This window comes from Candidatus Wallbacteria bacterium, from assembly GCA_028687545.1.
Classification (GTDB): Bacteria; Muiribacteriota; JAQTZZ01; order JAQTZZ01; family JAQTZZ01; genus JAQTZZ01.
In genome coordinates this window covers 1-20,129 of record JAQTZZ010000002.1, presented here as the reverse complement: position 1 = coordinate 20,129, position 20,129 = coordinate 1, and the positions used below count along the sequence as shown (strand labels likewise).

Here is a 20,129-nt window from a genome sequence, read left to right as displayed (position 1 = left end):
ATTTATCTCCAGTAACTGTTAAAATCTTATGAAGGATGTCTTGAGATTCAGTTAGAAAATAGGTGACGGATGATCAAAAAAGGCCTTGGAATCGCTTCAGGATACAATTCGTTCAAGACAGGGGAAATCGCGGCGAAGAGAGCGCTCTCACAATGTCCGGATCCTGAGATAGCCCTGATTTTCGCCTCCAGCTTTTTCGAACAGGAGCAGGTGCTCTCTGGCGCTAAAAGCATACTGGGTGAGACCAGAATTTTCGGCACTTCCACTTTTTATGAAATCTCCAATCTGGGTCTCAAGGAATCCTCGGTCACAATCCTGCTGTTCTCCGGTGATGAGCTGGAATTTTATCCCTATTCCGAGCCCCACTGCGGAGCGCCGTTTGAGGCAGGGAAGAAAATCGCGGAAATGTTCCGTTCTGACAGTGGGGCGAAGCCGGGGCAGACGATAGCCTGCATCCTGTTCGGAGACCAGAAACACAATCTGGGTACTGACTACCTGGACGGGCTTAGCGCAGGACTCGGTTTTCCGATCCCTGTGATCGGGTCCGGATCTCCCGGAAAACTCTTTGAAAACAACGGCCTGGACGTGGCTCTCGGGCATCAGTATTTCAATGATAGAGTCACTGAAGACAATTTGAGTCTCCTTTTCATCAGAGCAGCCGATTCCAGCAAAACTTCCTTTTCCTTCTCCTTTGAAAGCAGTTTCACTCCGGTCGCGCACTCTGTGATCTGCACAGATACAGAGCGGAACTATGTTCATGCTGTAGACGGAAAACCGCTCAAGGAATATCTGCAAAACTACCTGGGCCTGGAATATAAAGGACTCGTTACTGAAGGAAATTTCCGTTACGCATTCGTGACCAATCTCAAAGACCGGGAAGGTGAAAAAAATCTGGTGATTTCTCCGATCTCGGACGACGGCGGGGATGGCATCCGCTTTTTTCCGGCAGTTGATATGCAGGGAGTGAGCATCCAGCTGATTCATCTGAATCGCGATGAAATGCTTCAGGGAACGAAAAAAGCCGCCCTGGCAGCTCTTGAAAACCTGAACGGGCTGCGGCCGGAACTGGTGTTCGTATTCAGCTGCGGTCTCAGGTACAGACTACTGCTGTCAAGAGTAAACGAAGAAGCAGATATGGTCAGAGAAGTCTTCGGCGACGGGATCCCGGTGATAGGCATGTACTGCGCCGGTGAATATGGGCCTTTATATGGCCAATACAGCGAGATCGTTGATACAGGGAAGCTCCTGAACGGGTCCAGGCAATTCTCAACCTCGATTACGATCATGGTGCTCGGCTCGAAAACTCCGGGTACACCGCGAATCGACTACCACAAGCTTCTGACTCAGTTCAATGAATACGACAAAATGGGCAAATCAGAGAGCGAACGGGATTATATGGAGAAACTCAGGCAGAGGATGGAATTGTCGGAAACCGCTCTCTTTGAGACCGAGAGGATCCTCAAGAAGATCAACCAGTCTCACTATGAACTGGGGCTTGAACTGCAGAGGAAAAATCAGGCGCTGACGATCGCCAACGATAAAAATGAAAAACTGAAGGAGATCATCAGACGCTACACTCCGCACAAAGTGTTCAGAAAAGCCCATCTCTCAGTAGACAAGGGGCTCTACGAAATACCTGATGAAGAACAGCAGTCCACGCTGATGTTTCTTGATATCAAAGGTTTCACGAATTTTGCCGAAGCCCATTCCTCAGAGGAGGTGATCGAAGCGATCAACGGTATTTTTGCCCCTTTCACCAGGATAATCTATGAAAGCGGTGGAGATGTAGACAAGTTCATCGGAGACTGTATTTTTTCTGTTTTTGATTCCGAGAATGCCGCCCTGAAAGCCGCGCTCCAGATCCAGATAAAAATGAAACGGAATTTCACTTCAGCTCCATTCCAGGTCAGGATCGGCATCAATTCCGGCCGGGTGGTTTCGGGTAATGTAGGCAACGAAGAACGCCGCGACAACACAATGATCGGTGATGCGGTGAACCTCGCTGCCAGACTGGAATCCTCCTGCACCCCTGGAAAAATCCTGGTCTCCAAAAAAACATATCTGAAGATTGACCCTGTCCTGCTGGAAAAACTTACTGTCAGCGAGAAAAGCATCAGCGTAAAAGGGAAGAAAAATGAAATTGAGGTGGTTGAAATCACTCCAGATTAAACTTTACCCCCTTCTTCTGCCGATGGGATGATGTACCTGCTATAATTAAGACGAGGGTTAAAAAATGAATAAATTGGTGTTTTTCACGCTGCTGCTTATAACCATCAATGTTTATAGTGCTAAGACAAGCAAAACTCAGACCCTGATTCACCAGTTCGAACTGCTGCCGGGAAATCTTTCTGTGACTCTCATGAAAAACGGAACAGATCTGGTCGTTTCGAAAAACAGCGACAAGCCGATGGCTGTTGCTTCAGCCTTCAAACTTTACATTCTCAAAGCTCTGGAAGCTGAAGTCAAAGCCGGGACACTTTCCTATGATCAGAAAGTCTGCATAGAGAATGAAAAAAAATCGGTATCCTGGGGTTACCTGAAGCAGTGCCCTGAAGGAACGCAGTTTTCGGTACGCCAGCTCTGTGATCTGATGATCGGAAAATCCGACAATACAGCCACAGACCACCTTCTGCACCTGGTGGGCAGGGAAAACATAGAAAAATACGCTCCAGCCAGGATGAGACCGCTGCTCTCCACAGTGGAAATGTTCAAGATAAAATACGGCATCCCCAAGGACCTGCAGGCGAAATACTTAAGCGGCAACCAGGAAGTCAAACGGCAGGTGCTGGCTGAAATCGCTCCGATCAGCCGCAAGAAAATCCGTTTTCCCAATAAACCGACCCTGATCGACAAGGTGGAATGGCACTGCACCACCGCTGAACTGGCCAGGCTGATGTATGATCTCAGGAACGCTTCTGCGGTTTATGTGAATCACGGCAAAGTCGCCTCCAAAGCCTGGAACAAGATCGGTTTCAAGAGCGGTTACGAAGCCGGGGTTGTCAACAACACCTTCCTGCTTCAGAAAGATCAGAATGGAGATATTTACACTCTTTCAGTCACCATGAACAGCGAAAAGAAAAATGTCGACCTGATCCGCTTCAATCAATTGATGAAAAAGTTCGTCAGCCAGTTCGACCAGATCGTGCGTGAGAATCCTGTCCAGAAAAAAGTTGTGAAACCGCTTGCCGCCGCTCAGAGCAAGCCCATAACCAGGCAGGGAACAGCAGTGGCCAAGGCACCTGCACAGGAATCTGCGCTGGCCAAGGTGCCAGCTGCTTCTTCCAGGGATAACGCCACATTCACAATCTATCAGAACTCGATCCCCAAAAAAATTCAGCTCAGACCGAGTTACAATCAATAAGATTTTATCTTCCACTAGTCCTGTTGACAAAATTGTTTCAGGCTGATTAAATAAAAATAAGCTCTTTTTGAAGTTTGGGAGTGGCAGTGGATTTCAGAAAAATATCAGGAAAAATTCAGGAGATCCTGGCAGGAAAAGGCGACAGGAACTGCAAACTTCAGAGTATCTGCGAATTATTAAAACAAGAAGTCAAACACTATAACTGGGTCGGTTTCTACCTGGTTGATCCAAGCAATGAGAGGGAACTTGTGCTGGGCCCGTTTGCCGGAACACCCACTGAACATACCAGGATCCATTTTGGACATGGCATTTGCGGCCAGGCAGCTGAACTGGAAGAAACATTCGTGAGTCAGGACGTGAGCAGGGAAAGTAACTATCTCTCCTGCAGCCTCTCTGTAAAGGCAGAAATTGTACTGCCATTTTTTTCCAGCGGCAGAATCGCCGGGGAACTGGACATCGATTCCCATTATCTCAACTGCTTCAGCGACGATGACCGCAGGTTTCTGGAATCCGTATGCCGGGAAGTGGAAAAGTTGTTTTAAGTGTGAAACAATATCTAAATCAAGATCTATGTTAAGGAGATAATATGCGCGGATATGCTTTGGTCCTGCTTCTCGCGGTTGGGGTTTACTTCCGCTTTTTCGCGGCCGGCGAGACGGAAACTGCCATCAATAAGGAACGCAAGCAGCATCTGAGGGAATGCGTGAAGAACATGGAAGCATATAATGAAATTGCCAGGCACAGCGACAATGCTTCCTCTACGATCAAGGATCTGACCGAATATCTGGACGACAAGCGTGAACTGAAATGTCCGTCACTCGGCGAATACACTGTCCTGCACAGCGGAGTTTCCGAACTCATGTGCTCGATTCACGGAACAGTGAAAACCAGCCATCTTGAAACATTCGAACACGGCCGGGACAATTCTTCCTATATGCTCGGACAGAAGTGTTTCGCTGAACGCAGGAAGTTGATTCCGATCGCTCAGAAATACATCATGGAAAATCATCGCGATCTCTATGAAGTGCATTTTACTGAAATCAAGGAAAAGCTTGGAGCAGATGGCCAGCTCATGCCCCTGATCTGTCCTCAGAGCAAGGAACCTTTTCTGCTGATCTACGATTCCGTACATCAAAATTATCACAATGTCCTCATCCGCTGCCTTACCCATTTCGATGCAACCGGGGATGTGAAGCAGTGGTGGGAACCGGAATGGATCCATAAATTTAAGAACTAGGCTGTTGAAAACCGGTCATCTGCGTTGTCGCGCTCAATCCGTCTCGATCACCGTACGTTTCAGTACGGCTCACTTCGCCGGATTTTGCGCTTCTAGCATTTGACCGGTTTTGAACAGCCTTTTAAATACAACACTCCTTGGGCGAATGCGCCTAGCATCCGAACGGTTTTTTAGAGCCCTTTGCAAAATGAAGAATCCATTTTGTTAAGGGCTCTTAACAGCCTTTAAGCACACTCCGCTCCGAAGGCTCGGTCCGCCTAACATATCAGCATTTTTGAGCAACCTTATATATGACTCTTAGTTCTTGATCACTCCGTCATTCTGGACGATTGAGGAGAGCACGTTCGGGGTCACATCGATCCAGTAGCAGGGGTAAACTATGTGATATCCCTGCTGTTTGGCTTTGGCAATGGCCAGGTCCACAGCCTGCTTCTTATGCTGATTCGCTGCTGCGAAGGCATCCGATGCATTGCTGTAATAAGCGTCGATCAGGAAAGTGTAGCTGAGACTTCCATAGCCTGAGTAATACTGCGGATATGGCTGTCCTGTCACCTGTGGGTCTGAAAGCCAGTCATATTCATAAGTGTGGGTCTGGGGATTGTAGTATCCAGGATTAGGATAGTTGGGGCCGTTCTGCGGATAGGGATAATTATTCTGTCGCGGATAGATCGTGACATTGAGGTAGGCATAGCAGTAAGTTTTCAGCTCGCTCCTGTATTCCACGGTCCAGGTAAGCTGCTTGTCAGGCGGGTTATTGAAGTTGCGCTTGGCGAGTGCGATCCCGTTTTTGACAGCAAGGTCAGCTCCGGTTTTGGCTGCTTCTAAAGCTTCAGCTTCGACAGTGTAGGTCGAGTCTGTAAATTGATCGTACTCAACTTTCCTGGTGGTGGAGCCGATGGTCGGGTGGAAGGTCACGATCGCCTTTGCCACTCCATAGTATTCTTTCGGCGTGGGTGGCGTAACTCTTTTCGCATCTGCCGTCTCTTCGACTACCGGGGCAGACACTGAGTACATCCTGACGTCACAGACCACCAGTCCGGTTTCAGCTGCACTGAAAGTCAGGGCTGCCTGCTTCAGAGTCCTCTGGATCACAGTTTCCATCCATCCGTCGACGTCTGCCAGCGCCTTTTCCTGGTCAGGACAGAGCTTAATCCCGTATTCCGTAACTGTCAGCTTCACATCTTCAGGAAGATTATCGATTGCTGACGGGTCATTTCCGATCGTTTCCCAGGCTGATTTCAGTGCCACTGTGACATCCAGGGCTCCCAGATAGCCTGCCTGGGCTGAAAACGCGGTAGTGATGGCCATGAAAGCCAACACCAGAAAGATTACTTTTTTCATACACTCCTCCAGCTAAAATAATTCCTGATCCCTTTATATCTTTTCAAGGGGAGTGTTTCCAGTTACAATTAACTGCAATTAAGGGAACATTTGAGAGGAAGCTTCAGACAGCCGGTTGAGGTTCCGGTTTAACCGGCTTTTCTTCCTTGAGATAATATGACAGACTGACTATGTCGCGGTCCATCAGGTCTATGCAGCGCTTGAACTTATTGCGGAGAGCTTCGTATTCCCGCGTCACCCGCACCAGCTGGCGCAGGAGGTCGATGATCGCCCTGAACAGGCGGATGATGTCGCCTTCCTCCATCGGGAATGAGGATGTCAATTCTGAGAAATCCCTGCCTGCGCACCACATCTCGATCAGCGGCATGATCTCGTTGTTGATGATCGGAGATGTTTTTTCACCGAGAAAGGACTGTTCCATGGAGCGGATGCGATGTGCGATTTTACGGGCCCGCTGGATCGTCCTGCGCGTCTCTGGGTCCTGGTGCCTGAATTTGGGCAGTTCACCCTTTTTGGGGCGTTCGAAGAGGATGGCACCGAGCAGCATATTGATCAATGGTTCAGGCGAAATTTCGAACACAGCTTCATACAGCAGTTCAGTAATGATCAGTTCATATCCGTAAACAAGAGATCCGGTCTCGCCGCGGGCAGTGATTTTCCCGAGGGAGAGGTAGCCGAGTTCTGAAAGAAGCTTCCGTTTCTTGTGGAATATCTCCACCTGATCGATCTGGCTGATGTTCTTGAGCTGCTTCTCGAAATAACTAAGGTCGCGCAGATCCTGGCGGATTTTTTTGTATGACCCGAGGCAGTCCTGCAGATGCGGGCAGGAAGTGCAGGAGAGTTTGGTGTGGTGGGTCATCTGCTGGTCAAAATGGGCAGCTGCCCAGTCGCGTTCGGAGAGCTTCTTGCGTTTCAGGCGCTTGATTCTGATTTTTTGCACCTGTCTCTCGATTTCCCAGAGATATTTACGCAGATAGTCCACCTGTTCCTTGGACTTAAGGTATTTTCTGATGTTGCCCCAATCCCTGCAGTCGTGGAAAAGATTTTCCCCATGGTTTTTGAGCGACCCCCGGATTTTTCCAACCTGTTCTTCTGTGCGGATGCGCTCATAATTAGACTGGAACTGGTGGAAGCTCATGTTGATGATGTGGATGATTTCATCCTCGCTGTGCTTCTTGATCAGGTTGAGGATAGTGTTGTAGGAGAGCTTGAACTGGGATTCCAGCGGTTCCAGCTGCTCGTCTGTGATGCGCTGAAATTCGCCTGTGTCGAGGTTCTGGGGGATGATGGAGATGTTGACACCGAACTCGTCAATGCCTCTCCGCCCGGCTCTGCCCCCCATCTGGAAGAATTCGCGGGACATCAGGTAGCGGAAACTGAGTCCGTCATATTTTTCCAGCGAATGGAAGACCACGGTCTTGGCCGGCATATTCACACCCAGGGCAAAAGTTTCGGTTACAAACAGGAGCTTGAGGAGTTTTTCAGTGAACAGAACTTCCACTGCTTCCTTCAGAATCGGGAGCAGGCCTGCGTTGTGTACGCCGATCCCCTCCAGCACCAGCTTCTTCATGCGCCTGATGCTGTCCACCTGCAGAAGCTCCGGGTCTCCGATCACAGTGTCGAAAATACGCCCGATCTTCTCGCGTTCTTCAGGTGTGCTGAAGCTGAAGCTGCGGTAAGCTTCCCAGCCGAAATTATAGGTGGCTTCCCTGGAAAAGATGAAAAAGAGGGCCGGCAGCAGTCTGTCCTGCTGCAGTTTCTTGATCAGGTCCCTGTAAAAGGAAAAAGGAAAAGGGTGATAACCCCCCCGTTTCTGGGGTTGCTGCTGCCTGGAAAGGGTTTTTTTAAATTCCACCAGCGGAAACAAACCGTTCTTGTCGTCATAGACATACTGTCTGAGCGGCACAGGGCGCTGATGATAGCTGATCACCTGCACTTCCTGCTTCTTTATATGCGAAATCCAGCCTCCCAGGCTGGCTGCATTGGGGATGGTGGCTGAGAGAGCCAGAAATCTCATTTCCGGGGGGGCGAAGATGATGCTCTCCTCCCAGATCACTCCCCGCTCGATGTCGTTGATATAGTGGATTTCATCGAAAATCACGTACATGACGCCTTCCAGGGCTTCCAGGTCGTTCATCAGCATGTTGCGGAAGATTTCAGTGGTCATGATCAGGACCGGAGCCCGTTCGTTGATGGCTACGTCGCCGGTGAGTATGCCCACCTTCTGTCCCCACGCGCCTTTGAAATCGCGGTATTTCTGATTGCTGAGCGCTTTGATCGGCGCAGTGTAGATGATGCGCTTGTCTTCCTTCAGGAATTTCTCGATCAGGTATTCAGCGATCAGGGTCTTGCCGGCTCCTGTAGGAGCGGAAACCACTACTGATTTTCCATCCTCAATCGCTGCGATGGCATCGATCTGGAACTGGTCCAGCAGAAATTGCTTGTATTGCATCAGTTAGAATTTCTCCACGGAATGACGATTTCTTCATTATAACAGTGGAATCAGGAAAGGTAAAGAGAGCAATGGCCCTGGCAGAAATGAAATCCGGTCCCCCGGATTTTCCGAAGTTTCTGGCAAAACCAGCGAGCTTAGCATAAAATATTGAAAATAAACTGCCAGAGGTATTCAAGTGAGATTCCTTCTGCTAGTCATATTCGCTTTGACACTGCCGCTCTTCTGCTCGGAAAACATCCTCACCAAGATCGATTTCGCGAGTGAAATTTTCTATCCCAAACTGGCTCTTCCTGAAACCAGAAATCCGGAGGAAATATACCAAAGCCTGCTGCAGATTCCCGAGGAAGCTCCCAAAGCCGAATATCTTCTGAAGTTTTTCAAAAAGACAGGCACAGAGGAAATTCATCAGCTGTACGATATATTCCTGCGAAAAATGGAAGCAGGGGAACAGATCAACACTGCCCTGTTTCTGCTTCTGAAATTCGAGCTTCTCCCTTCACGGGACGAGCGCGAGAAAGCTGAGTTTTCCTGGCAGATAGTCAATTACAGCCTGATCAATCAGGACAACCCCTGGGCTCATTTCATCACAGCCTGCCTTCTTTTTTCGCTGCAGGAGGAAGCCGGCCGCCAGAAAGCAGGTCCTGAGCCGGAAGAGCCCAAACCCGCCGGCAAGCTGGACCCTTATGCAGCCATGGAGAAAGCCATCATGCTTTCCAGCTCGCCCCAGGTTCATTATCTGATCGCCCAGATCTTCAGGCAGCTTGCCTACACCAATGTGAATGCCCATAAAATCATCATTCTGGAACTTTCCAAGGCCGAGGCCATCCTCAAGGTGCAGAATACTGAGAGCTTCAAGCTGTTTCTGGGAAAAGAAATCACTCTGCTCAAAGATTTTCTGGAGCTGTACAAGTTCTATCATACTGACCCGCCGTTTTATCTGGAAGAAGCCCTCTACCAGAAAATGATGGAGGCAGACGAAAAAGACGGCGTGGCTTTCAACAACATGGCTGATCTCCTGGTTCGATACAACACAAGGATGGAGGAAGCCCAGACCATGATCGACAAAGCTCTGGCTCTCTGCCCTAGCAACGCCTCCATCATCGAGACCAAGGGATATTTATTCTTCCGTAAATCCATGAACGCCGAAGCTGAAGAATGGCTTCTGAAATCGATCGCACTGGATGATCGCCTGGTCGTGGCTCACGAGCACCTGGCTGAACTTTATTTTTCCTGGAACAAGCTGGATCAGAGCCTTCAGCAATATGAAATACTCTTGAAGCTGAATCCCTCCAACGCAAGATATTACAATGATCTTGGCTACCTGCTCGCAGACAACGGAATCGACCTTAAACGGGCTGTGTCCCTCTGTCAGGAAGCCCTGCAGCTTTCACCGCAGAATGGAGCCTATCTGGACAGCCTGGCCTGGGCCAGTTTTAAGCTGGGAGACATGGAGCAGGCCAGAAAACAGATCGAACAGGCGATGGAACTTGAAAAAGAGGAACCGTATATTTTCTATCACGCAGGAGAGATTTATTTTTCCCTGCAGGATCTGGATCATGCGCTGGAATATTACAGACAGGCTTTGAAATTAAAAAACGACTGGGATGAAGTGATCCGTAAGCTTGGAACGATCATGCTGTTCAAGGATGGGAAAATCACCCGCGAACAGCTTGGGGATTTCATGAAATGATTTACAAGTAAGCCGGACCGAATGTAGAATGTAGTGCAGGAAATACATGACTTCAAATCAAAAGGAGCATCTGATGAGCGGAAACAATGATTTTCTGAAAGGATTCATTCTCGGCCAGATCGTGGGATTCCTGAAGGGCGTGATAGTGGGTTTCCTCTTCTTCAAGCTCGCTATGCCGAAGATTCTGGATTTTCTGGAAGATTATTTTTACGGGGATGATTATTTTGACGATGATTTCGAGGCAGAGAAAAGCGATGAAGTTCCGGTTAACTGAAAAAGTTCTGAAGCTTGAGAGGCTTTAATGTCTAATCTGGACGAAAAGGATCTGAGCGATATCCTGGACCATTTCGAGGAAAAGATCAAAGACGAGGCATCAGAGCCGGATTCTCCCAAATTCGAACTCAATGAAGAAGAATTTGAAAACCTCGGTTCCGGGGAATTTTCAGCTGAATTGAAGAACAAGATTCCTGCTGAGCAGAAACCCGCAGAAGGAGGACTGCAGGAGGTGGATTTTTCCAACCTCAGCGCAGGCGACATGGGTTTTGAGCAGACTGAAGCTGCAGCTGCAGAAGTAGCATCAGTGCCGGAACCGGCGCAGGAGATTGACCTTCCGGTGCTGGAAGAAATCGTCAGCGAAAATGTCCGGCCTGAAGATGCCAAGGTTTCTGAAAACACAGAACCCGGTGAAGCAACAGAACTCGGACTCAGTGCGGATGATTTCACAGCTCCATCACCGCCACTCACTGAAGCGCTTTCCGGATCACAGCCGCAGCCTGTCGCCAAACTGGAAAAGCTGGAAACTTTGTTTGATAAATTCACTTTCCCTGAAGAGGAGAAGAAGCCGGCAGAGCCAATTGTAGATTTGACTCTTTCTATAGAAGACATCAAACCCTCAACCAGTGAGCTTGAAGAGAAGATGCTCGACAATCTAGGCGAATCAAATATATTCGACGAACCGGAGGAAAGTAAGCTGGAGAACCTGAGTGTATCCAGTGTGTTCGATAAACCGGAAGAAAAGAAGCTGGAAGACCTGAGCGTATCCAGCGTATTCGACAGACCAGATGAGATGATGCTGGTGGAAGCCGGAGCTGAATCGCACGACAAACCCGAGGACCTGAAGCTTGAAGATATGACCGCCTCAAATGTTTTCACTGTCTCTGCTGAACTGCAACCTGTGATCGAACCACCTGCCATCACAGATGTTGAGAAGGAGGCGGAACTTGAAAAATTAAATAAGTTCTTCCAGGAGGAAAAGGACGAAGATATTTCCGCTGAAAAAATTCCTGTCCTCAACCTGGATCAAATAGCCAACGAACTGCCGTTGACACCTCCACTCGATAAGGATCTGTCTGATGATGTGCTCTCAGAGATTTCCGCGGCATTCGACACTGAAGTTCCAAAGAAAGTTCCGGAGATTCAGAAGCCGGAAATGGAATCAAGCACATATTCAGCCTTTGCCCAGAACCTTGATCTGCCGGTCAAGTCCATTGAAAAAGCCTTTGGAGGAGATGAAGCTCCTGAAGAGGAAGAAGTCAAAGAATCCCCTCGCGTCCAGGCTGCCAAAAAAGTGCTAAGTAAACTCAAGGACGGTACCAAGAAATCCGTGATTTCCGGACAGAGAAAGCGCGGATTTTCGGATCGCCTGATCATGTATCTGATGATACTTTCACAGCTCGCGGTCTTCCTGTATTTCGGGATGATGTTCATCAAGAACCTGCCCGGAAATTTTGTCCTGATTCCAGTAGTGATGCTGGGAATTTTCCTGATCCAGTTCCTGGCTGCCATACGCCAGAGCTGGTTGCCGACTTCGTTCTACATGCTGTCAGTATTCAATCTCTGTTTTCTGTTCTGGAGGGTTTTCTGGAAGACGGATCTGGAAAAGCTGCAGGCATTCTGGACCGGTTTCCAGCAGTCACGTCTGCTGTTTCTGATGATCGGACTCTGCATGGTCTGGCTGCCGCTCGCCCTGACCGAGATCAACAAGAAGGCCAGATACTTTCTGACCATCGTCGGGTTTTACGGGCTGGTGAGTTTCATCCACATCCTCAAGTATGATCAGCCCTTGGAAGGATTGGTCAATGCCAGAGCCTTCGAACAGATCACTCAGTATTTCTGCAACCCTTTTTTCATACTGGTCAATGTCTACATCCCGATCTGCCTGCTGATCCTGCTCCCGTACACCCTGGTTTCTCTGTTCCGCAGGAATCTGCAGAACTTTTTCAGATCGCTGATCGGGATCCAGCTGGGACTTTTTCTCTTTTTGAACGGAAATCTTTTCTATCACAATAATTTTTATCCGACTCCACTGTCTTTCCTGCTGGCTCCGAAAGCCCCTTCCGAAGGATCTGATCTTAAAACACTGTTCCTGGGCCAGAAACCTGATACACAGGAACTGGCGGATTATTTCAAGACCCTGAACGGGTATCTCACCGGAGAGGTTTCAGTCAGAAAGGGCGGTCTTTCAGTGATCAAGGCATTCAAAAAAGAGCTTCCGCAGGGCAGCACCTTTTTCCCACAGACTGAGAGTTTTATTTATCTGCAGGACGGCAAAGTCTGTCTGAAGGATGACAAAGGCGGAGTTCAGATTCTGGTCAAGGAGAGCGATCCGATCCTGAGCTTCGGGATTTATTCTGCGCGCGAGGGGCATAAAATCATTTATGCTGTTAAAAAAGGCGATAAATCCCTGATTTACGACTATGACATAAGCAGGAGCTCAAAAAACAAGATTGAAGAGCTTGACGGTGCCGTGCTGAGCATCTCTGCCGGCAGGAACGGACGCAATTTCATCTGCCAGAGCGATTCCACCTACCTGTACAGCGGCGGGAAATTCGAGCAGCTGAGATCCGGAGGCAGAGACTATTTCTTCTCCAGGATCAACGATAATGATTGCTTCTATTCCTGCTGGGATGAGACCAATCACAGTAATTCCCTCTGGAAAATGGACATCGTAAAGCAGCAGCCTGAACTCCTGGTTTTCGACAACAAGGATAAAACCTTTCCGACCCAATCCTCTGACGGGAGCTATCTAGCTTTCCTCAAGCAGGGTCAGGGTCCTGAAATCTGGGTCTCAAGTTCCGAAGGTAATGGAAAAGGTCTCATGTTCAAGGGCTTTGAGGCCAAGGAACGTGTGAAAGCGATTTCCTGGAATTACAACGGTACCGGCATGCTGATCTCTACCGATAAAAGCGCGTATCTGCTGCAACTGAATGTGGTCAAGGAAAAATCTGTTCCCGGAACTATGGATGAACGCAGCCGCAGGCTGTCGGATGAATTGACAGCGCTGGGGTTCCGCGAAATTACACTCAAGCAGGGACGGGAGCTGTCGGTTTCCGTGCAGATTCCCAAGAGCAGCCTGCTGCAGTCAGTGGCTAAACTGGAAATGGCGGTTTTCACCTTTCTCCCTGAGTTCAGGGATAAGACGATTCTGCTTGCTCTCCACCAGTTCCAGCAGAGTTCCAGGCTTGACCTGGAGCTGTCAGGTACTCCGATTTTCCGCCAGGTCGATTTAGGGCAATGGCGTGAAGACATTAACTGGAGGTAAGTGTGAAGGATTTCGAAGATGCAAAGATTGTGAATGAGAAACTGGAAGAATTCAAGCAGAAAGGCGGCAGATTCGTCAGGACCAATCTGATCCTGTTGTTTTTGATGATGCTGGTTGTCTATCTGTTGTCCGGATTTTTCGTGGTCGAACAGTATCAGCTCGGAGTTGTGCGCAGATTCGGAAAAATGGTGCGCACAGTGGAACCTGGATTGCGCTATCATCTGCCTTATCCGGTGGAAGTCGTGGACAGGCCTGAAGTAGCCAAGGTCCAGAGAATAGAAATTGGTTTCAAGACCGAGGGCTATGAGGGAACTTCAGGGCGCTATTCCGACAGCCCGGCGGAAGCGGATATGCTTACAGGGGATATCAATATCGTCAAAGCAGATTTCATCGTGCAATACAAGATCAAAGACCCTGTCGCATACCTGTTCAATGTCTACAAGGTGGATGAAACAGTGAAAAAGGCTGCTGAAGCGGCAATGAGGCAGATCGCAGCCAATCATAATGTGGACGATATACTCACCGAAAAAAAAGAGGAAATCCAGGAAGAGACCAGAAAGTTGATGCAGGAATTTCTGGACACCTATGAAGCTGGAACCGATGTCCAGGCAGTCAAGCTGCAGGATGTGGTACCTCCGGATGCTGTGGTTGCAGCATTCAAGGACGTGGCTTCAGCCAAGGAAGACAAGGAGCGCTTCATCAATGAAGCACAGGGATATCAGAATGAACTGCTGCCAAAGGCCGAAGGCGACGCCGCCAAGATGGTCAGGGAAGCTGAAGGATATATGCAGGAAAAAATCAACATCTCCAAAGGCGAAGCTGAGAAGTTCACCAAAGTGAGGGAAGAATACCGCAAGGCGGCTGAAATCACGCGGATCAGGCTGTATCTGGAAACTGCGGAAAAAGTCCTGGCCAGGACCCGCAAGATCATCACCACAGGGCAGGCCAACAATGACCTGATGAAGCTCTTCCATCTCAATGCTCCGCTGGGAGGTGAGAAATGAACAGGATCATCATTTATGGATCGCTGCTTCTGATCCTGGCCTTTCTCAAGGGCAGCATGTACATAGTCGACCAGAGAGAGCAGGTGATTGTGGCGCGGCTGGGAGAAGTGGTGCGGCAATTGAAGAACCCAGGTCTTTATTTCAAAATCCCTTTTATCGACATTACATATTTTTATGACAAACGGCTGCTGGATTATGATTCCTCCCCCAAAGAGGTGATCACCGCAGATAAGAAGACCATGGTGATCGACAATTATGCCAAGTGGAAGATCGAGAATCTCAGCCTTTTTTACCAGTCGATGGGGTCCGAATACCAGGCCCTGCTGCGACTGGACGACATCATCTATTCCACTTTGAGGGAGCGCCTTGGAAATTACAAGCTGGACGAGATCGTTTCACCCAAGCGGGCGTCTATCATGGATGAGGTAGCTAAATTCGCCAACGAAAAAACTCTGGCCCAGTTCGGTGTGAGGATCGTGGACGTGAGGATCAGACGGGCTGAACTTCCCCAGGAAAATGAAAAGTCGATTTTCGAGCGGATGCAGGCCGAGCGGCAGAAGCAGGCCAAGCAATATCGCGCTGAAGGCCAGAAGGCAGCCACCATGATCAGGGCAGAAACCGACAAGCAGGTGCAGATCATTCTGTCCAAGGCCAAGCAGGAAGCTACGAGCCTCAGGGGAACAGGTGAAGCCCAGGCCATGGGAATTTACGCTGAAGCCTTTTCCAAAGATCCGGAATTTTATGGGTTCTACCGGACCATGCAGGCTTACGAGAATTTCTTTTCCACTGATGATGTGATGCTGTTCGGCTCAGACAGCGAGCTCTTCAAGTATCTGAAAGACCTGAACGCAAAATAACGACCTTGAAAGACGTCTTCTTTTCCTTAGAACGGACCGATCATCTTAAAGGCGAAGCCTTCAACCAGGAGCTTTTTTTCCTGCGGATCACCCAGAAGCTCCTCTCCCTTTTTCATTCCGGACTTTCGTCAGACGAACTGCTGAGGAACCTCCAGGATGAATTGAAGACTCGCGGCATCAATACTGCCGGGTATGGGCCTGCCAACGCAGGCCTGGCCTGCATCTCTCTGAGAGAACCGGGGAAGCAGCTCGAATTCTGGAACGAGTCCGGTTCAGGCATCGAAATCAGGCCTGTCCTGCTGACGTTCCAGTTCCTCTCGCTGGCGCGGGAGGCCGAAGAATGCCTGGAGGAACTTCAGGAAAACTTCCGTTACGGGGATTTCGAGAAAATCTTCAACTTTTCCCCAATCATAATCCTGGAACAACTGCTGGACACGGCCTGCGAGTTCATGTCGGAAATGCCTGAAATCAACCAGGGATTTTTTGTCTTTGTCAACTTTTCAGGCGAACCGCTGGTGAAAAACGTGAATTTTCCCGGGATGGCTCAGGAACCCCTGGAAACCTTGGTGGAGCGGATGAAAGGCAGGACCTTTTTCCCCATTGCCAGGGATGAATTTGATGAACTTCTCCCTGCTGATTTTAGTGACAATCAGTTGCTCGGAATAAATCTGAGAAATGTTTCCCCCTTTGTTTTCCAGGGTGTTTTTTCCCTGAACCATGAGATAGCGGGAATCGATTACGAAGTATTGAGATTGAAACGGGAGCTCCTGGAGCTCTGCTTTTCATCTCTTTCCAAGCTTTTGAGCCGCCTGAAGAGAAACGAACTGCTCAAGCTGTTCTATTACATAGCTGATGCCCTGTCATTTTCCAGAAATTTTCAGGATTCCATGCGGCAGGTGGTGGAAGCCTGCAGGGAAAGCCTTTCACTCAAGGAATTCTTTTTTTTATTCCAGCCCGGAGAATATCCCGGACAGTGCTTCGGGCAGAGCCTGATTGATCTTTCGAAACTTGCCGACAACATCGCCTGGGACAGAATGAAAAATGTTTTGACCATGTCTTCGATTATCAGGGATTACACCCCGTTTTCAGAAGAGGAACGTCAGGTGCTGAAAAGGCTTTATTTTTTTCCACTCACACTCAGGGGACAGGTGCAGGGCATTGCAGTGTTTTCCAGGCATCCGGAGCATCTGGGATTTTCGATGGAAGATGTGGAACTTGTGAAAATGGTTTTTCTGATCATTACTCAGAATGTGCTTTTCCATTTTCAATCCGCCCGGATCGGGGAACTCAACCGGCTGGCGTCACTCGGGCAGATGGCAGCCACCATCGCCCATGAAGTCAGAAACCCGCTGGGCGGCATCAGCCTCCTGGCTACCTATCTTGAGGGCAGTCTCTCGGATCCCTCTCAGAAGAAAATGTCAGGCGACATCAAGAATGCCGTCAGAAGCGTGGATACTCTGATCACTGATTTTCTCAATTTTTCCAGGTCCGAGACTCTGAATCTTGGATACTTCGCCTTGCGTGGACTGGTCGAGGAGGTGCTTGGAACACTTCTCCTGGAGTTCAAGCAGAAGGGCATTTCCATCCAGAAACGGTTCGTGGAAATGCCGCAGCTGCAGATTGACGGCGAAAAGGTGAAACAGGTGCTCCTGAACATCCTGCTGAATGCCCTGGAAGCCTGCCCAGCCGGTGGATGCGTGACTGTGGAGACCGGAATCGGAACCGAGGCATTTTTCGAAGTGCGGAATGATGGAGAACAGATTCCAGAGGAACGGCTCTCGAAAATTTTTGAGCCTTTTTTCACTACCAAAACCAGGGGCAGCGGCCTGGGGCTCGCTGTAAGCCGGAAAATCGTCGAACTGCATGCCGGCAGAATCGATGCCAGAAACCTGGGAAATGGCGTAGCCTTCAGGGTATTTCTGCCGCTGGAGAGGAAAAGTAAGCCATAGTGTCAGACAGCCATTAATCTCCTGCTCACGTTGAGAGGTTGATAAGTTTGTAAGTTAGTATGTTTGTAGGTTGGAAGATATTTTATCACGGTCAGCAGAATGGAGGCTTATGAAAAAGACATTGTTGGTGTTGATAATGGTTGCCGTTTCCCTGATGGCAGCGGATTTCGAATTCAAGGATCATGACCTGGCTTCCGCACTGCAGGAAATAGCTGATTCCGGGAATCTTAACCTGATCATCGGGGGGGATGTGCAGGGTAAGGTCAATTTGATCCTGAATCAGAGTGATCCCCTGACTGCCTTGAAACTGCTCTGCATAATCCAGAAATTGCACCTGGCTCAAGTCGGTAAGGTCTATACAGTAACGACGATCCCGCTTGATTATTATTCCAGGAACCTGAAACTGACATATGCTGAACCTGGTTCAGTGGCCCTGGTGATCGAGAAAAGCTTTCCTGAAGTATCTGCAACTGTAATCGACCAGGGCAGTCTCTGGGTGCGTGTGCCTGCAGCTCAGCTCTGGGATGAGATCGAGAGTCTTGCCAGGTCCCTGGATAAAGCTCCAAAGTCAGTGCTGATCAGATTGATCATGAATCAGCGGATTACAGGTGGCGGCCGCACAAGCGCGGAACGCGCAGAACTGTCTCTGATGGTTTTGGAGGACAATCTAGGCTCGATCTCGATCGGCAGGGATGAATTCGTTGAATTCTGGCCTTTCATTGTCTCAGAGTGGCGCGGCTATGCCATGCAGGTGCGTTGCGGCAGAATCCACGACGATTCTGTGATCGTGAATTTCAACTGGATGATGGGAGCCGAAGAGAGCAAGAATATGGGAAATACGGAGATCATCCTGAAAAAGGGCCAGGAAACGCTGATCGGAGAGCTGGTGGCTGTGCAGGAGTCTTCAGGCCATTCGATTGTGCTGATCCCACCAAATGGTGAATTCAAAGGCTTTAAACGCTGTTCGGAATCGACCGTGAAATTATACGCCAGGGCTGATTTCGAATGAGCATGAGGCGATTATGAAGCTTGTTTTTCTGCTCTTGATTCTCTCCCTTCCTGTTTTTGCTGTTCCCATGCCGGATTTTGAAGGACTGCTGCACGATTACAGAGATTATCATCTGACACTCGGATATTTCTCGGAACAGGCGCACACAGCCGAAGTCCATACCAACCGGGCTTACCAGGAAATATATATTACAGGTCATTACCTTCATCAGCGTGAGACTTCCATCTCACTGAAAATCAAGGATACGATCATCTCATCTCCTGAGGTGACAATCCTGTTTTTCAAAGAGATGCTCGGAAAAGAAGGAGCCGGTGAAAATTATCTGATCTTTCGGAAATTCATTGATCTCAACCTCCTGGTACTCAAATCCATGTCTTCAGAATCAGCTGGGGAAATCATGGAAATTCTGAAAAAAAACGGCAATTTCAAAGGAAGCAGGATTGCTTTCCTCCAGGTGGACAGGATCATCAAGGAAACAGAAGGCAATTTTACAGAGGAGCAGGCTCCTGCCGGGAAACTGCCTGGAAAATACTGTGAAGTAAAATATGTCAAGGGAAAGACGCCATTTCTTGTCCAGTACGACGATTTCCTGAAAAGCGGGGAAATCATCCTGACATTTGATGATGGACCTACTCCTGTAGGAAATTACACTGCTGATATCTGCAAGACATTGAAAGAAAATTCGTTTCCCTCGATTTTTTTTGTCCTGGGAGTGCATCTGGAGAGACAGACTGGCCTGAATCTGCTTCTGTCCGAAAAGGATACAGGGGCAGTAGCCGGCGTTCACGGTTACTGGCATGCCACGCCTGACGACAGGCCTCTTACAGCCTATGACTGGGCAACGATCAAAGATCAGCTCTCCAAGACCATGTCGCAGATCGAAGGGAACGGGCAGAATCCTGTATTTTTCCGGCCTCCTTACGGCATTGTCAGAGATACAGACCTGAACAGCATCAGAAGCGAATTGGACCTGATCCCTGTCGGCTGGACCATAGACAGCCAGGACTGGTCCATCAAGTCTCCGAAGGAACTTTTTGCGAACATCACAAAGCAGATCACAAAACGGAAAAAGGGGATACTGCTGATGCACGACATACATCCACAGAGCAGGGAAGTGCTGTCCAGCCTCTGCAAATGGCTCAAAGCCAACAATTACTCCGTTGTTTCCCCGCAGAAGCTTGTGGACGCCTTTTCCACGCATGACGATGAAAGCTTATGAGCAAACTGTTTTTCCTCATCAGGATATTGACCCGGATAGTGTTACAGCAACACTCCTGTGACTGCATCTACATGGAAAATCGCGCCTGAGGCTGTATAAAAATGATAGCAGGGTTTCATTTCCACTGAGGCTTTCTCGTCGAAATCAGGGGAGTAATAACCCAGTGTCCAGGCGAAAATATTGCTTGAGTCTTTCTTCATGATATCTGCTTTGGCGTTTTCCAGGGCCTGCTGCGGAGGCAAGAGCTTCTGTATCCCGCGGCTTCCGCTGGATTCGATCTTCCTCCAGATCTTCATGCAGGACTCTACGCCTTCACTGCCTACGAGGATCCCGATGCCGTCCCCGCGCTTGCCGAGCACTTCGCAGCCGTCCACAACTCTCGTGAAGCAGACGTAATAATCGATGATCTCAGTATTCCCGCTCCTGTCTGTGCGATAGACTGGAGTGATTTTCCGCAGAACCGCGT

The 20,129-nt window shown here is 49.0% G+C and carries 15 protein-coding genes; 12 read left to right on the top strand and 3 right to left on the bottom strand.

The window, feature by feature from the left end:
• Positions 1–69: 69 nt before the first annotated feature.
• From PHW04_01155 to PHW04_01140, 4 genes are all read left to right on the top strand, one after another.
• Entirely contained in the window at positions 70–2,169 is a 2,100-nt protein-coding gene (locus PHW04_01155; GenBank protein MDD2714478.1) for an adenylate/guanylate cyclase domain-containing protein, read from the top strand.
• Positions 2,170–2,233: 64 nt separating this feature from the next.
• Entirely contained in the window at positions 2,234–3,361 is a 1,128-nt protein-coding gene (locus PHW04_01150) for a serine hydrolase (GenBank protein MDD2714477.1), read from the top strand.
• An 86-nt stretch (positions 3,362–3,447) separates the two neighbouring features.
• Positions 3,448–3,903, top strand: coding sequence for a GAF domain-containing protein (locus tag PHW04_01145; GenBank protein MDD2714476.1), 456 nt, complete (start codon positions 3,448–3,450; stop codon positions 3,901–3,903).
• Between the two features lie 44 nt (positions 3,904–3,947).
• Complete coding sequence (locus PHW04_01140; protein ID MDD2714475.1) at positions 3,948–4,598, top strand: hypothetical protein; 651 nt, start codon at positions 3,948–3,950, stop codon at positions 4,596–4,598.
• A 297-nt stretch (positions 4,599–4,895) separates the two neighbouring features.
• Here the strand turns inward: PHW04_01140 and PHW04_01135 are convergent, their stop codons facing one another.
• Both PHW04_01135 and PHW04_01130 read right to left on the bottom strand, forming a co-directional pair.
• Complete coding sequence (locus PHW04_01135) at positions 4,896–5,939, bottom strand: hypothetical protein (GenBank protein MDD2714474.1); 1,044 nt, start codon at positions 5,937–5,939, stop codon at positions 4,896–4,898.
• 103 nt (positions 5,940–6,042) lie between these two features.
• Positions 6,043–8,391 (bottom strand): DEAD/DEAH box helicase, encoded by a 2,349-nt coding sequence (locus PHW04_01130; protein MDD2714473.1) that lies wholly within the window; start codon positions 8,389–8,391, stop codon positions 6,043–6,045.
• Positions 8,392–8,569: 178 nt separating this feature from the next.
• On the opposite strand from PHW04_01130, the gene PHW04_01125 reads away from it, so the two are divergent.
• The 8 genes from PHW04_01125 to PHW04_01090 all read left to right on the top strand — a co-directional run bounded on the left by PHW04_01125 (position 8,570) and on the right by PHW04_01090 (position 19,663).
• On the top strand, positions 8,570–10,084 hold the full coding sequence (locus PHW04_01125) for a tetratricopeptide repeat protein (protein ID MDD2714472.1): 1,515 nt from the start codon (positions 8,570–8,572) through the stop codon (positions 10,082–10,084).
• 73 nt (positions 10,085–10,157) lie between these two features.
• Entirely contained in the window at positions 10,158–10,358 is a 201-nt protein-coding gene (locus PHW04_01120; protein ID MDD2714471.1) for a hypothetical protein, read from the top strand.
• A 27-nt stretch (positions 10,359–10,385) separates the two neighbouring features.
• Positions 10,386–13,625, top strand: a complete 3,240-nt coding sequence (locus PHW04_01115; protein ID MDD2714470.1) for a hypothetical protein — start codon at positions 10,386–10,388, stop codon at positions 13,623–13,625.
• 2 nt (positions 13,626–13,627) lie between these two features.
• The gene (hflK, locus tag PHW04_01110) at positions 13,628–14,629 is read left to right on the top strand and encodes an FtsH protease activity modulator HflK (GenBank protein MDD2714469.1); all 1,002 of its coding nucleotides are present in this window, start codon (positions 13,628–13,630) and stop codon (positions 14,627–14,629) included.
• Positions 14,626–15,486 (top strand): protease modulator HflC, encoded by an 861-nt coding sequence (hflC, locus tag PHW04_01105; GenBank protein ID MDD2714468.1) that lies wholly within the window; start codon positions 14,626–14,628, stop codon positions 15,484–15,486. Before hflK ends, hflC begins: the two co-directional genes overlap by 4 nt.
• A 5-nt stretch (positions 15,487–15,491) precedes the next feature.
• Positions 15,492–17,435 (top strand): ATP-binding protein, encoded by a 1,944-nt coding sequence (locus PHW04_01100; protein ID MDD2714467.1) that lies wholly within the window; start codon positions 15,492–15,494, stop codon positions 17,433–17,435.
• Between the two features lie 109 nt (positions 17,436–17,544).
• Positions 17,545–18,444 (top strand): hypothetical protein, encoded by a 900-nt coding sequence (locus PHW04_01095; GenBank protein MDD2714466.1) that lies wholly within the window; start codon positions 17,545–17,547, stop codon positions 18,442–18,444.
• A gap of 13 nt (positions 18,445–18,457) precedes the next feature.
• Entirely contained in the window at positions 18,458–19,663 is a 1,206-nt protein-coding gene (locus PHW04_01090) for a polysaccharide deacetylase family protein (GenBank protein MDD2714465.1), read from the top strand.
• 41 nt (positions 19,664–19,704) lie between these two features.
• Here PHW04_01090 and PHW04_01085 read toward each other — a convergent pair.
• The coding region (locus tag PHW04_01085) for a hypothetical protein (protein ID MDD2714464.1) at positions 19,705–20,129 on the bottom strand (425 nt) is incomplete at its 5' end.

What these genes read in the sequence shown, in the direction of transcription:
- PHW04_01155 (MDD2714478.1), top strand. Translation starts at nt 70, where the DNA reads ATGATCAAAAAAGGCCTTGGAATCGCTTCAGGATACAATTCGTTCAAG.
- PHW04_01150 (MDD2714477.1), top strand. Translation starts at nt 2,234, where the DNA reads ATGAATAAATTGGTGTTTTTCACGCTGCTGCTTATAACCATCAATGTT.
- PHW04_01140 (MDD2714475.1), top strand. Translation starts at nt 3,948, where the DNA reads ATGCGCGGATATGCTTTGGTCCTGCTTCTCGCGGTTGGGGTTTACTTC.
- PHW04_01135 (MDD2714474.1), bottom strand. Translation starts at nt 5,939, where the DNA reads ATGAAAAAAGTAATCTTTCTGGTGTTGGCTTTCATGGCCATCACTACC.
- PHW04_01130 (MDD2714473.1), bottom strand. Translation starts at nt 8,391, where the DNA reads ATGCAATACAAGCAATTTCTGCTGGACCAGTTCCAGATCGATGCCATC.
- PHW04_01120 (MDD2714471.1), top strand. Translation starts at nt 10,158, where the DNA reads ATGAGCGGAAACAATGATTTTCTGAAAGGATTCATTCTCGGCCAGATC.
- PHW04_01115 (MDD2714470.1), top strand. Translation starts at nt 10,386, where the DNA reads ATGTCTAATCTGGACGAAAAGGATCTGAGCGATATCCTGGACCATTTC.
- hflC (MDD2714468.1), top strand. Translation starts at nt 14,626, where the DNA reads ATGAACAGGATCATCATTTATGGATCGCTGCTTCTGATCCTGGCCTTT.
- PHW04_01095 (MDD2714466.1), top strand. Translation starts at nt 17,545, where the DNA reads ATGAAAAAGACATTGTTGGTGTTGATAATGGTTGCCGTTTCCCTGATG.
- PHW04_01090 (MDD2714465.1), top strand. Translation starts at nt 18,458, where the DNA reads ATGAAGCTTGTTTTTCTGCTCTTGATTCTCTCCCTTCCTGTTTTTGCT.